Annotated in this window: 13 protein-coding genes; 8 read left to right on the forward strand and 5 right to left on the reverse strand. The window is 63.8% G+C overall.

Going from position 1 to position 15,771, the window contains the following annotated elements; all coding sequences use genetic code 11:
* Window positions 1-6: 6 nt before the first annotated feature.
* The 4 genes from ASE85_RS21010 to ASE85_RS21025 all read right to left on the reverse strand — a co-directional run bounded on the left by ASE85_RS21010 (window position 7) and on the right by ASE85_RS21025 (window position 5,447).
* Window positions 7-1,632, reverse strand: coding sequence for a GMC family oxidoreductase (locus ASE85_RS21010; protein WP_056693480.1), 1,626 nt, complete (start codon window positions 1,630-1,632; stop codon window positions 7-9).
* The gene (locus ASE85_RS21015; RefSeq protein WP_235523648.1) at window positions 1,629-2,978 is read right to left on the reverse strand and encodes an MFS transporter; all 1,350 of its coding nucleotides are present in this window, start codon (window positions 2,976-2,978) and stop codon (window positions 1,629-1,631) included. The genes ASE85_RS21010 and ASE85_RS21015 overlap by 4 nt, the downstream gene beginning before the upstream one ends.
* Window positions 2,979-3,052: 74 nt before the next feature.
* The gene (locus ASE85_RS21020) at window positions 3,053-3,985 is read right to left on the reverse strand and encodes a PDR/VanB family oxidoreductase (RefSeq protein WP_056693483.1); all 933 of its coding nucleotides are present in this window, start codon (window positions 3,983-3,985) and stop codon (window positions 3,053-3,055) included.
* Between the two features lie 148 nt (window positions 3,986-4,133).
* A complete protein-coding gene (locus ASE85_RS21025) occupies window positions 4,134-5,447 on the reverse strand; it encodes a Rieske 2Fe-2S domain-containing protein (protein ID WP_056693487.1) in 1,314 nt (437 codons plus the stop codon).
* Between the two features lie 249 nt (window positions 5,448-5,696).
* Between ASE85_RS21025 and ASE85_RS21030 the strand changes: the two genes are divergently transcribed.
* From ASE85_RS21030 to ASE85_RS21040, 3 genes are all read left to right on the forward strand, one after another.
* Window positions 5,697-7,955, forward strand: coding sequence for a TonB-dependent receptor (locus ASE85_RS21030; RefSeq protein WP_056693491.1), 2,259 nt, complete (start codon window positions 5,697-5,699; stop codon window positions 7,953-7,955).
* A gap of 67 nt (window positions 7,956-8,022) precedes the next feature.
* Window positions 8,023-8,802 (forward strand): SDR family NAD(P)-dependent oxidoreductase, encoded by a 780-nt coding sequence (locus tag ASE85_RS21035; RefSeq protein WP_056693495.1) that lies wholly within the window; start codon window positions 8,023-8,025, stop codon window positions 8,800-8,802.
* Between the two features lie 159 nt (window positions 8,803-8,961).
* Window positions 8,962-10,008, forward strand: coding sequence for an aromatic ring-hydroxylating dioxygenase subunit alpha (locus ASE85_RS21040; protein ID WP_056693667.1), 1,047 nt, complete (start codon window positions 8,962-8,964; stop codon window positions 10,006-10,008).
* A gap of 353 nt (window positions 10,009-10,361) precedes the next feature.
* Here ASE85_RS21040 and ASE85_RS21045 read toward each other — a convergent pair whose 3' ends face one another.
* Window positions 10,362-11,117, reverse strand: coding sequence for an SDR family NAD(P)-dependent oxidoreductase (locus tag ASE85_RS21045; RefSeq protein ID WP_056693499.1), 756 nt, complete (start codon window positions 11,115-11,117; stop codon window positions 10,362-10,364).
* A gap of 331 nt (window positions 11,118-11,448) precedes the next feature.
* Between ASE85_RS21045 and ASE85_RS21050 the strand changes: the two genes are divergently transcribed.
* The 5 genes from ASE85_RS21050 to ASE85_RS21070 are packed head-to-tail and all read left to right on the forward strand — an operon-like array spanning window position 11,449 to window position 15,768.
* On the forward strand, window positions 11,449-12,624 hold the full coding sequence (locus tag ASE85_RS21050) for an MFS transporter (RefSeq protein ID WP_235523649.1): 1,176 nt from the start codon (window positions 11,449-11,451) through the stop codon (window positions 12,622-12,624).
* Window positions 12,617-13,330 carry an SDR family NAD(P)-dependent oxidoreductase gene (locus ASE85_RS21055; RefSeq protein WP_056693505.1) on the forward strand — a complete coding sequence of 238 codons (714 nt, stop codon included), beginning with the start codon at window positions 12,617-12,619 and terminating at the stop codon, window positions 13,328-13,330. The genes ASE85_RS21050 and ASE85_RS21055 overlap by 8 nt, the downstream gene beginning before the upstream one ends.
* 16 nt (window positions 13,331-13,346) lie before the next feature.
* Window positions 13,347-13,646: a putative quinol monooxygenase gene (locus tag ASE85_RS21060; protein WP_056693670.1), complete on the forward strand. Its 300-nt coding sequence runs from the start codon at window positions 13,347-13,349 to the stop codon at window positions 13,644-13,646.
* 23 nt (window positions 13,647-13,669) lie between these two features.
* Entirely contained in the window at window positions 13,670-15,001 is a 1,332-nt protein-coding gene (gene hisD / locus ASE85_RS21065; RefSeq protein ID WP_056693508.1) for a histidinol dehydrogenase, read from the forward strand.
* Complete coding sequence (locus ASE85_RS21070; protein ID WP_056693673.1) at window positions 15,001-15,768, forward strand: SDR family NAD(P)-dependent oxidoreductase; 768 nt, start codon at window positions 15,001-15,003, stop codon at window positions 15,766-15,768. The genes hisD and ASE85_RS21070 overlap by 1 nt, the downstream gene beginning before the upstream one ends.
* Window positions 15,769-15,771: the final 3 nt, after the last annotated feature.

The following is a 15,771-nucleotide window of genomic DNA, read 5'->3' on the forward strand; positions in this document are numbered from 1 at the left end:
GGCCGGTCAGGCGGCGATATTGGATCGAAGGGCATCTTCGAGGATGAAGCGGGCGGCGCGCTCGGCGATCATCATGGTCGGGGCGCTGGTGTTGCCGCTGATGATCTCCGGCATGACCGAGGCGTCGACCACCCGCAGGCCGGCGACCCCACGCACGCGCAGGCGGTTGTCGACCACGGCCATGGGGTCGCTGTCTGGCCCCATCCTGCACGTGCCGGTCGGGTGATAGGCGGTGTTGACGATCCGGCGCAGGGCGGCGTCGATTTCGGCATCGCTCTGATGCTGGGCGCCCGGTTCGATCTCTTCGCCGGTCATGGCGGCCAGCGCGGGCTGGGCGAAGATGCGGCGGGCTTCGCGGAAGCCGGCGATCAGCGTCTTCATGTCGTAGGGATCGGCGAAGAAATTGGGGTCGATGACGGGCTTGTCCTCCGGCCGGTTGCTCGCCAGGCTGACGGAGCCTGCGCTTTTGGGGCGGAGTAGCTGGATCAGCGCCATATAGCCGTGGCGGCGCGGAACCGACCGGGCGTCGATCTTCAGCCCGACGAGGAAAGTGATCTGGATATCCGGCCGGCCGCTGCCGTCGGTGCAGAGAAAGCCGCCGCATTCGGCCACGTTGGAGGCGAGCATGCCGGTGCGGTTGAAGAGATAGCGGAAGGGACTGGCGAGGATGCGAGGGAGCGCCTTGGGCGAGATGGCGTAGGATTCCGCCGAAGGATTCTCCATCGCGACATGGACGGTCGGATGATCCTGCAAATGCCGGCCGACGCCGGGGAGGTGATGGACCAGGTCTATGCCCATGGCGCGCAGATGATCCCGCGGACCGATGCCCGACAGCATGAGCAGTTGCGGCGAATTGGTCGCGCCGGCGCTCAGGATGATCTCCCGCCGGGCGGTGAGGATGCGGCGGGCGCCGTCCTTCTCGACCTCGATGCCGCTGGCCCGGCCGCGATCGAAGAGGATGCGGCGAACCATGGTTTCGTCGAGGACTGTCAGATTTTCGCGCCGAAGCGCGGGATGCAGGAAGGCGCGCGCGCTGGACAGGCGGGTGCCGTTGCGCTGGTTGAGGTCGTAGCGGCCGAAGCCGTCCTGCCGTTCGCCGGCGAAATCATCGTTGCGACGATGGCCGACCTGTGCGGCGGCGTCCACGATAGCGGTGGCGATCGGGTTCCAGCTACGCGGTTTTTCGACGTCCAGTTCGCCGCCCTTGCCATGCCATGGCTGTTCGGGGCCATGGTAGTTTTCCACCGCCTTGAAGGCGGGAAGGACGTCGTCATGGGACCAGCCGGCATTGCCCGCGTCGGCCCATGCGTCATAGTCCGCCTTCTGCCCGCGAATATAGACGCCGCCGTTGATGGCGCTGCATCCGCCGAAAAGCTTGCCGCGCGGGAAGTTGATCTGCCGGTTGTCGACGGCGGTGTTGCCGGCCAGCGACTGTTTCCAGTTATATTTCTCGTGCGGCAACAGGAAGATATTGCCGACCGGCATGGCGGTCTTGATGGCGACGGGCCATGTGCGGTCGGACGGGCCGGCTTCTATCAGGGCGACGCGGTTGGCCGGGTCGGCGGACAGGCGATTGGCCATCAGGCTGCCGGCGGACCCGGAGCCGATCACGATATAGTCATAGTCACTCATGCGCGTGCATCCTGCCGGCCGAGGCGGGGGACATGGCCCCGCACGGCGATGAAACCAAGGGCGTTGACCAGCATCAGGGCGGCCAGCACGCCGAAAAAGCCCATATTGCCGCCGCCGATGAGGGTGGCGCCGGCGATCGCGCTGACGATCGCGCCGGCGCGGCCGGCGGCGCCCATCAGGCCAAGGCCACGGGCGCGCACGGCGGTGGGGAAGGCGTGCGCGCCGACCGCGAACATGGCCGATTGTGCGGCGCTGGCGAACAGGCCGAGTGCGCCGAGAGCGGCGAGCACCGCCGGTTCGTTGCGTCCGCCGTCGATGGGCAGGAGCGCCAGCAGCGCGCAGACGCCCGCGCCGGTGATGGCCATCAGGATCAGCGTGGGGCGCGATCCGAAGCGGATGATGGCGAGGCTGGCGAACATCGCGCCGATCGTGCCGCCCAGGTTGAAGCTGGTGAGGCCGAGGCTGGCGGTCTGAAGCCCGAAGCCAGCGCTGAAGAGCATGGTCGGGGCCCAATTGAACATGAGATAGATCATGAACATGCCCGAAAACATGGCGAGGCTGAGCGCCAGGCTGTCGCGCAACATCGTGCCTTTCAGCAGAGCGCTGAACGGGGTGTAGGGCGCTTTCCCATCCACCTTCTCCGCCGGTTGGACGGACGCGGGATCGGGATGTCGGATGCGGCGCAGAATTGCGTCCAGCTCCGCCCGACGATCTGGCCGCTCTGCCAGATAGCGGGGCGATTCCGGCAGGATGAACCAGAGCAGGGCGACGAAGGCCATGGTCAGCAGGCCGCCCAAATAGAAGAGCCAGCGCCAGCCCAGCACCGGCAAAATCGCTGCCGCCGCGACACCGCCCAATATGCCGCCGATCGAGACGCAAACGACGCCGAAGGTGACGGCGACGCTGCGCCAGCGGGCGGGGGTGAATTCGGCGATCATCGCGCTGGCCGTGCCGGGCACGCCGCCAAGGCCGATGCCGGCCAGTGTCTTGAGCAGCGCGACATGCCACAATTCGACCGAGAAGCCGGTGGCGAGGGTCGCCACGCCGAAGATGGCGACGCCGATCAGCAGCGCGCCGCGCCGGCCGAACCGATCGCCGATGAAACCGGACGTCAGTGTGCCCACGGCCATGCCGACGAAACCGAGCGCAAAGACAAGGCCCAGCGCGTCGCGGCTGATGTGCCATTCCTTCAGCAGGGATGGGGCGGCAAGGCCGAGCATCTGATTGTCGAGACCGTCCAGAACGACGGTCGCAGCAATCATCAGCACAGCTCGGACCTGAAAGGAGGACAGGGGCAATGCGTCCAGCATGCCCTTGCCTTCCGGCTCCAACGCGATCCCTGCCAAACGGCTTCTCCTCTAGGGGCTTTGCCCTGTTATCCTTCTTCGCTGCCCACTACCCATGGGCCGCGCGCCTGCCCTTATATGTCCAGCACCAGATTTGCGGTCCTGGCGCCGGAGCAGCAGACCATGATGAGCCTGTTCGCGGCCTTTTCCTCATCGGTCAGGAAATGGTCGCGATGGTCGGGCACCCCGTCCAGCACCTTGACCTGGCATGTGCCGCAAATCCCCTCCGAACAGGCGAAGCCGATATCGACGCCGGCCATCAGCAGCGCGTCCAGCATCGTTTCACCTTCCTCGACGGCGATGGTCTTGCCGGTCCTGGCCAGTTCCAGCGTGTAGCCGCCTTCGGTCGCCAGCTCGGTTTCGGCCGAGAAATATTCGATATGGGCATGGCCCTTCGGCCGGTCGGCATTGGTCGCGACGAAGGCGTCCAGCATACCGGTCGGGCCGCAGCAATAGAGATGGGCGTCGGCCGGGGCGCGACCGCAAATGGCTTTCAGGTCCAGCCGCTGGCCACCCGGTACGCCGTCATAGGCGATGTCGACGCGATCATATTCCTCGACCCGGTCGATATAGGCGGCGCGATCCGGGGTGGCTGCGACATAATGGAGTTCCCAACTGCGCCCGAGCTTCTCCAACCGTGCGATCATCGGCAGCATGGGGGTGATGCCGATGCCGCCGGCGACCAGCACGGTGTGGCTGGCGTCCTCGACCATGGGGAAATTATTCTTCGGCTCCGACATCTCGACGATCTGACCGACGCGCCACTTCTCGTGAATGTGGCGCGATCCGCCGCGACCGTCGATCGCGTGATGGACGGCGATTTCATAATAGCCGCGAATGGCGGGATCGTTGACCAGCGAATAGCTGCGCGCGAGGCCCTTTTCGAGCTGGAGGTCGACATGGGCGCCGGGTTCGAACGCGGGCATCATGCCGCCGCCCACCGGCTCCAATATATAGCTGTTGATCCCGTCCGCTTCCCAACGGATGGCCCGGATACGTACCTGCATCACACTCTCCCCTCGGCGCGATGCGTCTCTTGACCCGGCCGGTGCGCGATGGATAGGCGCCCGGTGCGGATCGCAATGCGTCTCGTCACCTCATGTCCCTTCGTTCGGGGCGGTCCGGCACATGGATCGCGCCGTCCGCCGATTGGGTTCACTCCGCCGCTTCGACCTTGTCGGGCCAGCGCACCGCCTTTGCCAGGGCCGTTTCATAGGCATTTTGCAAGCTGTCGCCGGGATCGTGCAGGAAGGAGCCTGCGCGCGCCCGATAGAAGACGTCCGGATTTTCGATGCCCGGCGGCACCGCGCCCTTGTTGGCGAAGGCGCGGGCGGCCAGCAGCACGCGGCGGCGGACGCGGGCGATCATCTGGTCGGTCGGGGCCAGATTTTCAAAGCTGTGGTCGGTGATCGGCCCCATGCTTTCGGTCACGGCCTGATCCTGCATCGTGATGTTGGGGATGCCGGTAAACTGATGACCGTTGCGCTGCGATTCCCGATCGATCGCCCAGTCGTTCGCTTCGCTGTCGGTCGATCGCCAGCGGCCGAACCAGTCGGTGCTGTTGGGGCCATAGCTGATCTGGTCGAACAGCGGCGTGCCGTCCTTCAACGTCGAATTATAGGCGGGATTGCCCGCATCCACGCCACAGGTGATGTCGAACAGCATCGAATGTTCGTCGTCCATCGGCACCCAGGCGCGGGCGATGGCGCGGGTGGCGAAACGGTTGTTGGGCGTCTGCGTCCACATCGGGAACATATAATGGGCCACGCGCCAGCTCATCTGGCCATCGTCATTGGGGCGATAGCCGCCATACATGACGCCCCAGTCGGACTGGGCCACTTCATATTCGGGCGCGCGATCCAGCACGGTCGGACGCATGGGATGGTCGGGCTCCAGATCGTCCGCCTCGATCCCGCCGGCATGCAGGAAGCCGACATGGCTGGTGTCGATGTCGCCTTCCAGCGCCTGAAGCCAGTTGCAGTCGCGTTGCAGGCACCAGATTTCGGCGTCCGGGTGCATCGTCGCCTCAATCCGGGGCAACGGCGGCGGGTTCGCCTGATCCTGCCCCATATAGACCCAGATCAGGCCATTGGCTTCATGAGTCTTATATGCCTTGGCATGGACCTTTTCCTTGAAGTCCATGCGGGCGGGGACGGACGGCATGTCGACGCACTTGCCGTCCACGTCGAACTTCCAGCCATGATAGACGCAGCGGATGCCGTTCTGCTCGTTGCGGCCGATGAAGAGCGACGCGCAGCGGTGCGGGCAGCGATGATCCATGATGCCTACCCGGCCGCTACTGTCGCGGAAGGCGATCAGTTTTTCGCACAGGATCATCAGCCGGACCGGATCGCCATCGCTCTGCACTTCGGACGACAGGCAGGCGGGCAACCAATATTGCCGCATGAAACTGCCCATCACGGTTCCGGGACCAACTTTGGTCAGGTCTGCGCTATCACTGGACTGCATGGTTCAGGCTCTTCCTACACTACCCTGTTGGACGGTCGGGCCGATCCGGGACATCCCGCCACTGCCTGCCGTCATGCGTTGCATCTGCTCCATCCTCGCTAGACGCTGGCGGACGGCGACCCCAATCGGAATATGGTCGTACCATTCAAAAATCGGGACGAAGCTATTGTGCGCCGAAGATTTTTGTTGCTTCACCCCATTTGCCAAGGCGGCAGGCAAGCCGCTCGCATCCCAGGGGAGACGCTTCTCATGCCGTTCAAAATCCAAACGTCCACCGCCATCGGCGCCGTTCTGGGCGCCTTGATGATCGGCGCCGCCGCGCCGGCCATGGCGCAGGCGCAAGCCGCTGCGCCGCAAGAGAATGCGCCGCAGGAATCGGTCAGCGGGGACATCATCGTAACGGCGCAGCGCCGCGAATCGACGGTGCGCGAAGTGCCCTTCTCGATCGCGGCCTTTGGTGGCGAGGATCTGCGCAATACGCAGGTGTTCAGCCCCACCGCCCTGACGCAGCAGATGCCGGGCATCACCGTCAACACATCGGACAAGTCGCTGTCGATCGTGGCGATCCGCGGCAATGTGTCGACCTTCCGCACCGCCACGCTGGACACGCCGGTCGCCTATTTCATGGACGACGTCTATTATGTGTTCAACAATGACCTGAACGCCAATTTCTACGACATCCAGCGCGTGGAAGTGTTGCGCGGGCCGCAGGGCACGTTGTTCGGCCGCAACGTGGTGGGTGGCGCGATCGCCGTCATCACCAATAATCCTGAGATGAAGGAAGACTGGTTCGGGCAGGTGACGGCCGGCAACGGCGCCTATGTCCGCACCGAAGGCATGGTGAACGGCGTGCTGGTGGACGACAAGCTGGCGTTCCGCGCGGCGTTCAGCACGGAAACGTCCAATGGCCTGATCGACACGCCCAACCAGAAGGGCAGCTATGGCAAGACCGACGGCGTCGCGATGCGCGGCAAGCTGTTGTTCCAGCCGACCGATACGCTCAAGATCGTGCTGTCGGGCGACTATAGCTATACGCAGGGCAATGGCGGCGCGATCGGCCTGGGCATTGGCGGAGTGCAACGCATTCCGGCGACCTTCGGCGATTTCGATGACGGTAAATGGACGAACAATGATTTTGCCCGGTCGCCCTATCGCCAGCGGTTGCGCGGTGGCTATCTGCGCGGCGATCTGGATGTGCTGGGCGGCACGCTGACCGCGATCACCGGCTATCGGCTGAATGACAGCCATGCGATCAACGACGACGTGCCGGTCGCGACGGTGGTGCCCGTATTCGATCGTCGGCAGGTGGTGAAGAATCGCAGTTTCACGCAGGAAGTCCGCTTCGCGTCCGCGCCGGGCCGATTTTCCTATGTGGTGGGCGCCTATTATCTGTCCGCTGACGTCTCAACGACCAACATCTTCTATTACAGCCCGCTGCCCGGATCGGCCGTCAATGCGACGGTGCGCCGGAATCCGGACGTCACCAACATCACCCGTGTCCAGGATGGCAATGTCCGCAGCGTGGCGGTGTTCGGCGAAGGCACGTTCGAGGTTACCGACCGGCTCGCGCTGGTCGCGGGCGGCCGTTACACGTCGGACCGCAAGAAGATCGACTATCATGCCTTCTCCACCACCGATGCCGGCGCAATCCCCGGCTTCGGCTTCCCCGGCGAAGTGCTGGCTTCGGGTGGCAAGACCTGGAACGCCTTCACCCCGCGCGTGACGCTGAAATATGAGCCGATCGACAATGTGAACCTCTATGCGACCTGGGCGAAGGGCTTCAAGTCGGGCGGTTTCGTCGACAATGCCTATCGTGACCCGACCATCCCGCTGGACCCGGAAAAGGCGCAGAATTACGAAATCGGCGCCAAAACCCGACTGTTCGACAACATGCTGGATGTCAATGTCGCGCTGTTCAAGCAGAAGACCAGGAATCTCCAGAATTTCTCCGGCGCGGGTGGTATCGCCCATACCTATAACGGCACGCTGAAGATGAAGGGGTGGGAAGTCGAGTCCGTGCTGCGGCCCATCGACGGGCTGCGCCTGACCGGTAATTATACGCATCTGATCGGCAGCTATACCGATCTGCGCGATCCGCTGGTCAATCTCGACTATTCGGGCAATCCGGCCAAGTTCGCGCCGCGCGACAGCTTCACCTTGGGGGCGAGCTATGACCTGGCGATGAGCAATGGGGCGAAGCTGACGCCGCAGGCCGACTTCAACTATTCCAGCCGTATCTCGACCGACGACGCCAATACGCTGCGTCTGTACGAAAATCTGCACAATGATACCAAGGGGCGGACTTTGAACGCGCGGATCAATTATGAGTCCGCCGATGGCCGTTGGACATTGGGTATCTGGGGCAAGAACCTCACCAACAACTACCAGATCGTCAATGCTGATGACATCACCGCTTTCCTGGCGGTGCCGGGCAACGGCACGACCTATTGGAAGATCTTCACCAATACGCCGCGCACCTATGGCCTGACCCTCTCCATCAGGCCGTAAGGCGAACGTGCGTTGCAGGGGGAGGGTGCAGCCTCCCCCCTTTTTCTTTTCAAGATCAGGATGGATCATGGCCGAACAGTTTGATTTGCCCGCCAACGGCAGTTTTTCCTTTGCGGGGCGCACGGCGCTGATCACTGGCGGTGGGCGCGGCGTGGGGGAAGCGATCGCGCGGGAAATTCATGCCGGGGGCGGCAAGGTGGCGGTGAGCGACATCGATCTGGCGGTGGCGCAGCAGGTGGCGGACTCGCTCGACCCGAGTGGCGCGAGCGCGGTCGCGCTGCCACTCGACGTGCGGGAAAAGGATGATTTTCTGGGCGCGCGCGACCGGATTGCGGCGGATTGGGGCAAGGTCGACATCGTCGTCAACAATGCCGGCTTCGCCAAGCGCACGCCGACGCAGGACATCACGCCCGAAGAATTCGACGCGATCGTCCAGATCAACATGCGCAGCGTGTTCCTGAGCTGCCAGATTTTCTCCGAACATATGCGACACCATGGCTATGGCCGGATCGTCAACATCACCTCGCTCGCCGGGCAGAATGGCGGGACGGTGGCGTCGCCCCATTATGCCGCGTCCAAGGCAGGGGCGATCATGCTGACCAAATATTTCGCCCGCTATCTTGCCGGGACCGGCGTCACCGTGAACGCGATCGCGCCCGGTCCGATCGATACCGCCAAGGCGCGGATGTCCGTGGAGCAGATTGCACGGGTGGAGGGGGAAGTGCCGGTCGGCCGTTTCATGGCGGTGAGCGAGATAGCGGCGGCGGCGGCGTTGCTGGCGTCGGACCGGGGCGGTTTCTTCGCAGGGGCGACGCTGGACATGAATGGCGGCCTCTATCTGCGCTGAAGCCGGAAATCGGGAGATCGTTCCGCTAATCTTATTCCTTATCCCGCTTATCTTATGGCATTATCGCATAGCGATTGGCTGAGCGGTCGCGCGCGGCATATCTATGACCCAACAGCAAATGGGGCCGGCAACGCTATCGGCCAGGGTAAGGAGAGTGGGATGTTCATCTATAACGCCTGGTATGTGGCTGCCTTCGCCGCCGATATCGCGCCCGGCAAGACACTCGGCCGCAAATATCTGAACAAGGCCGTCGTGCTGTTCCGTACCGAGGCGGGTGAGATCGCCGCGCTGGAGGATCGGTGCAGCCACCGCGCCATGCCGCTGTCCGCCGGTCATGTGGACGGCGATGTCATCCGCTGCTGCTATCATGGCGTGGAGTTCGACAAGCGCGGCGCCTGCACCCGCATCCCCAACCAGACCCGCATTCCGCCCGCCGCCAACGTGCGATATTATCCGGTGGTAGAGAAGGATCATCTGATCTGGATATGGATGGGCGAACCGGCGCTGGCCGATCCGTCGGTCATCGTCGACACTCCCGAACATGACGACCCCAGATGGAGCTGGCGACCCCATAATTTTCCGGTGAAGGCCAACTGGCAGCTCATCATCGACAATATCATGGACCTGACCCACGTCCCCTACATCCATGCCCGCACAATCGGCGGCAATCCCGAACAACATTATGGCGCGGACACCAAGGTCGAGTTTGACGGTCGCAAGGTGACGCTGCTGCGCAAGATGCCCGACAGCATCCCGCCCAAATCCTATGTCGATGCCGGCGGCTTTACGGGTCGGGTCGATCGCTGGCAGGAAGTGCGCTTCAACCCCGGCATCGGTATGACCTGCCGCGTCAATGCAGGCGCCTGCGATGCGGGTACGGGCGCCTATGAAGGCAAGCGCGACAATGGCTTCATGCTGGCCAACAATCATTTCATCACCCCGGAAACCGAAACGACCAGCCATTATCTCTGGACCATCTGCACCACTGCGCCGAAGGAAAGCGGCGTGCCGGACGTGCTGTTCGATCAATTCTTCGACACCATCACCGAGGATGAAGAAACGTTGCAGGCGCAGCAGCAGCGCATCGATGATGAACCAGGCCGGCCGTTCGTCGGCATCGCCAGCGACGGCGCGGTCAACCAGGCGCGCCGCGTGCTGAGCGCTTTGTTCGAGGCCGAACAGGGTGCCGTCATCGCAGCGGAATGATGGCGAGCGGAGGGCGGTTCCCACTTGTCCGCACGATGCTTCAGAATTCCCGTGACAATGTCAGGCGCGGATTGCCGGGCGTCACGCGGTCGACACCCGACTGTCGGGGAGCAGCGCTAGTCCAGGCGGCGTGGACAAATTCCGTTGTCTGATTTGGGGGGGATTGCAGTCATTCTCCCTCTCGCTTGCGGGAGGGGGTCAGGGGGTGGGCTGGACGTGGCGACGGCTCACCTCGCTGCGACTGACGCGCTGCGCGCGCCAGCCATCGTGGCGATATGTCGCCCTTGATTATCGCGATGGCTGGCCGGATATGGCGTGCGGTCATAGGGCGATGGGAGGAAACCCACCTCTATTCATGACCCGTCGGTGATGAGCGTGCCGCCATCCACCACCAGATTATGGCCGGTCACGAAACCCCCGGCGGGGGACGCGAGGAACAGGGCCGTGCCGGCGACTTCCTGCACTTCGCCGGGACGACGCAGAGGGGTCATGGCCATGCGGCGCTGCATGAAGGCTGCGTCCGCGAGCAGGGGGGCGGACAATTCGGTGCGGATGAAGCCGGGCGACAGGGCGTTGACGCGGACATTGCGTGGTCCCCATTCGACCGCGAGGTTGCGCGCCAGTTGCGCCACGCCGGCCTTGGCAAGCGCATAGGCATTGATCGCGCCATTGCCGCGCAGGCCCGACAGGCTGGAAACCAGGATCGCACTGCCACCGCCCCGCGCCACCATGTGTGGCAGCGCGAGATTGCACAACTGCACCTGACTGCGCAGGTTGATGGCCATGACCCGGTCGAAATCGTCCATGTCGATGGCGGCAAAGGGACCGGGCCGCCCGGTGATGCCCGCGTTGCAGACCAGGATGTCGACGCCGCCATGCCGATCGAGCGTACCATCGACCAGCGTCGCCAACTGCGCGGCATCGGTCACGTCGGCGGGGATGGCGAGTGCCTGCAATTCCCGCCCGACGCGGTCGCAATCGTCGATATTCTCGCTGGAGATCACGACTTTCGCGCCATGATCCTGAAACATGCGGGCGATGGCGAGGCCGATGCCGCGCGTCGACCCAGTGACGATCGCGACCTTTCCGTGAAGGTCGAACGGGGTCAATGTCGTGTCTCGGGCATGTCATGCGCCTCTGCTTGCGGTAGCGACCGAGAATGGGGCAGGCGGGCAGCGATGGTCAAAGCCAATCTATCGATAGGCGACCTCCATATATTCGATGTGATCTGGCCGCGTTGGACGGTCCCTGGCGCCATGCGGATATGACGCCGCGATCATGGGCAGCGCATCGCTCCGGCGAATAGGTGGGTTTCATCCTTTCGGTTTGACGATGCCCGCTGCCCGGCGGCATGTCTTGCCGATAAAGGGAGAGACTTAGCGCCATGTTGCACGAGAAAAGGGCATGAAGGATCGCGCGGAGTCGCAGGAGCCGGGGTTCATGACCGGCTTTTCCCTGTTGTTGCCCATCACATTGTCGACCATGGCGATCGTGCTGCTGGCGCCGATCCTGCCGCAATTGCTGGCCGATTTCAGCGACGTGCCCGGTTATGAATATTGGGTGCCGATGATCCTGACGATTCCGGCCCTGTGCGTTGCGATTTTTTCGCCGCTGGGCGGGATGCTGGGCGACTGGTTCGGGCGGCGACGGCTGCTGCTGGGATCTTTCCTCGTCTATGCGCTGGTGGGCGTGGCCCCGCTGTTCCTGACCAGCCTGCCCGCGATTCTGGTTTCGCGGGTTGGCGTTGGCATGGCGGAGGCACTGATCATGGTACTGTCGACCACGATGATCGGCGATTATTATCGCGGTGCGGCGCGCGACAAATGGCTGGCGGGACAGACGGCTTTTGCGTCGATTTCCGCCTTGCTCTTCTTCAATCTGGGCGGGCAATTGGGTGTATTCGGCTGGCGGGCGCCCTTCTGGGTCTATGCCTCCGCCCTGCTGATGTTCGCGCTGGTGCAGCGCCATACCTGGGAACCGCGTCGCGCCGAGGCACGGGACCGGGCAGGCAATGTCGGTTGGGCGGGCTTCCCCTGGGGCCGGATGCTGACCATCATGGCGATCACCATCTATGGCTCGGTCTTTTTCTATACGGTGCAGATCCAGGCATCGTCCGGCCTGCACATGCTGGGCATGAGCGATCCTGCGCGGATCGGTTTCCTGACCTCCATCGCCAGCATCGGGGTGCCGTTGGGGACGTTGCTCTATTCCCGGATCGGACGCTGGCCGGTGCGTGGATTGTTGATGATCGAATTCGCCGTGCTGGCGGTCGGCTTCGGCGTGATGGGCATGGCGCGGACGTCGGAGATGTTCCTGGCGGGCTGCTTCCTCAACCAGATTGGCGCCGGCCTGTTGCTGCCCACGCTGCTGGTCTGGGCCATGAGCCTGCTGTCGTTCGAGGTTCGGGGTCGTGGCGCCGGCCTGTGGCAGAGCAGCTTCGCCTTCGGGCAGTTTCTAAGTCCCGTGCTCGTAACGTTGCTGTCGAAACAGGCTGGCGGGTTGCTGCCGGCCTTCGGCCTCCTGTCTCTGGGCGCGCTGATCGGGGCGATCATCGCGCTGCTGGTGCCGTTTCGGCGGGGCGGACAGAGCCTCGCAGGAGCCGTCGCCCATGGGTGACCGGTTGAAAGGCAAGGTCGCGGTCGTGACGGGCGCCGCCAATGGCGTCGGGCAGGGATGCGCACGGCTGTTCGCCGATGAGGGCGCAACCGTGATCGGTGTGGATCGGGCCGGTGCCGGCGAAGGCTGCGATCTGCTCGATGAAGCGGCGGTCGGAGCGCTGTTCGCGCGGATCGGCGCAGAGCATGGCCGCATCGATATCCTGATCAATGCGGCGGCTTTCGCCGTCTTCGACTGGATCGAGACGCTGGCCTATGCCGACTGGAAAGCGACGTTGAGCGGTGAACTGGACATCGTCTTTCTCGCCACCCAGGCGGCCTGGCCATGGTTGAAGGCCAGCGGGCGGGCATCCATCGTCAATTTCGCATCCGCCAACGCGCGCCATGCGCTGGAAGGGTCGCCGGCCCTGGCACATTGCGCGGGCAAGGGCGGGGTGCTGGCGATGACCCGGCAACTGGCGATGGAGGGTGCGCCGCACGGCATTCGCGCCAACACGATCGCGCCCGGCTTCATCCTGACGGCTGCGACCCGGCATCATCTGGCGTCCGACCCTGCGATCGAGGCCAGGATACTGGCGAAGAACATGATCCAGCGGCTGGGGGAACCGGAGGATATCGGCTGGTGCGCGGTCTGGCTGGCATCGGATGAGGCACGATATGTGACCGGCGCAGATATTGCCGTCGATGCTGGTGCGACGGCCTGGTAAGGCGAAGGAAGAACCGATGATTACCGAAGTTGCGCGGATCGAGATCGATCCGGCGGATGCCGCAGCTTTCGAGGCGGCGGTGGCTGAAGCCATGCCCCATTTCCGCGTAGCGCGCGGTTGCCGTCATTTTCGGCTGGATCGGTCGGTGGATCGACCGGGCCATTATCAACTGGTGGTCGGCTGGGACAGCGTGGACGCGCACATGGTCGATTTCCGCGCGAGCAATGGCTTTGCCGTCTGGCGGAGGCTTACCGGCCCCTTTTTCCGCACGCCGCCGCAGGTCGATCATGTCGAACGGGCCGTCGAGGGTTTCTGACAATCAGTGAAAGGATGAGATATATGGCGCATTATCTGAAGCGCGGGGCGACGGCCGAGGCGAAGGCGGATGCCGATCGCAAGGTTCGCGATAGTGTCGAGGCGGCGCTGGCCGATATCGAACAGCGCGGCGATGCGGCGGTGCGCGACATGTCGATCAAATTTGATGGTTGGGATCGGGACGACTATCGTCTGAGCCAATCGGAGATAGATGCGTGCGTCGACAGCCTGACGCCGCAGGAACGCAAGGATATCGAATTTGCGCAGGCACAGGTGCGCAATTTCGCCCGGATACAGCGCGACAGCATGAAGGATGTCGAGGCCGAGACGTTGCCGGGCGTGATATTGGGGCACAGGCATTTGCCGGTCAATGCGGCGGGATGCTATGTGCCGGGCGGCAAATATCCACTGCTCGCCTCCGCGCATATGTCGGTCATCACCGCCAAGGTGGCGGGCGTGCCGCGCGTCATCACCTGCGCGCCGCCTTTTAAAGGCCAGCCTGCCCGCGCCATCGTCGCGGCGCAGGCCATGGCAGGGGCAGACACCATCTATGCGCTGGGCGGCATTCAGGCGATCGGCGCCATGGCGCTTGGCACGCAGAGCATCGATCCGATCGACATGTTGGTCGGTCCTGGCAATGCTTTCGTCGCCGAAGCCAAGCGGCAATTGTTCGGCCGCGTCGGCATCGACCTGTTTGCCGGGCCGACCGAGACGCTGGTGATTGCCGATGATGTCGGCTGCGACGCGGAACTGGCAGCGACCGACTTGCTGGGGCAGGCGGAGCATGGGCCGGACAGTCCGGCGGTGCTGCTGACCACATCGGAGGCACTGGCGCGCGAGACGATGCGGGAGGTCGAGCGGCTGCTCGCCATCCTCCCCACCGCCGACTATGCCCGCAAGGCGTGGGAAACCTATGGCGAGGTCATCGTGGCGGAAGATGATGCGGAGATGGTCCGCATCGCCGACGATCTGGCGTCGGAGCATGTGCAGGTGATGACCGCCGATCCGGATTATTTCCTGAAGCGCATGACCAATTATGGGGCCTTGTTCCTGGGGTCGCGGACCAATGTCAGCTTCGGCGACAAGGTGATCGGCACCAACCATACGCTGCCGACGAAAAAGTCGGCGCGCTATACTGGCGGACTTTGGGTCGGGAAATTCATCAAGACCTGTACCTATCAGAAAGTCCTGACCGACGAGGCGTCGGCATTGATCGGCGAATATTGCAGTCGGCTTTGCGGGATGGAGGGTTTTGCCGGCCATGGTGAGCAGGCGAATATCCGGGTGCGGCGCTATGGCGGTCGAAACGTCCCCTATGCCGGAACGGCAGAGCCCAGCCCGGCGACGGCGGCGTGATGGACGCGCTGCCGAGAACGCCCAGCTTTCGGCTGGACGGCAGGCGGGCACTGGTGACCGGGGCGGGGCGGGGCATCGGCTTGGCCTGCGCCGCCGCGCTGGCGGAAGCGGGGGCGCATGTGACGCTGGCGGCGCGCAGTTCCGGTGAGATATCGGCGGGAGCCGAAGCAATCCGGGCGGCGGGTGGACAAGCCGATGCGCTGCTGCTCGACGTCAACGATGTCGCCGGGACGGCGCAGGCTTTGGAGCGCGTCGCACCGTTCGACATATTGCTCAATAATGCGGGGACCAATCGGCCCAAACCCTTCACCGACGTGTCGGAGGAGGATTATGATGCGGTGTTGGGCCTTAATCTGCGCGCCGCCTTCTTCGTTGCGCAAGCCGTGGCGAAGGGCATGGTTGCGGCAGGATTGCGCGGCTCGATCATCCATATGGGATCGCAGATGGGCCATGTCGGCGGACCGCGCCGGTCGCTTTACTGCGCGTCCAAATGGGGTCTGGAGGGCTTGAGCAAGGCCATGGCGCTGGACCTTGCGCCGCACGGGATTCGGTCCAACACAATTGCGCCGACCTTCATCGAGACGCCCATGACCAAGCCGTTCTTCGAGGATCAGGCGTTCCTGGCGAGCGTGCTGGAGAAGATCAAGCTGGGTCGGTTGGGGACTGTGCAGGATCTGATGGGCGCGGTGGTGTTTCTCGCATCGGATGCGGCCGGACTGATGACCGGGACCAGTCTGGTGGTCGATGGTGGATGGACGGCGGAATAACAG

The organism is Sphingobium sp. Leaf26 (genome assembly GCF_001421665.1).
In the GTDB taxonomy this organism is placed as follows: domain Bacteria; phylum Pseudomonadota; class Alphaproteobacteria; order Sphingomonadales; family Sphingomonadaceae; genus Sphingobium.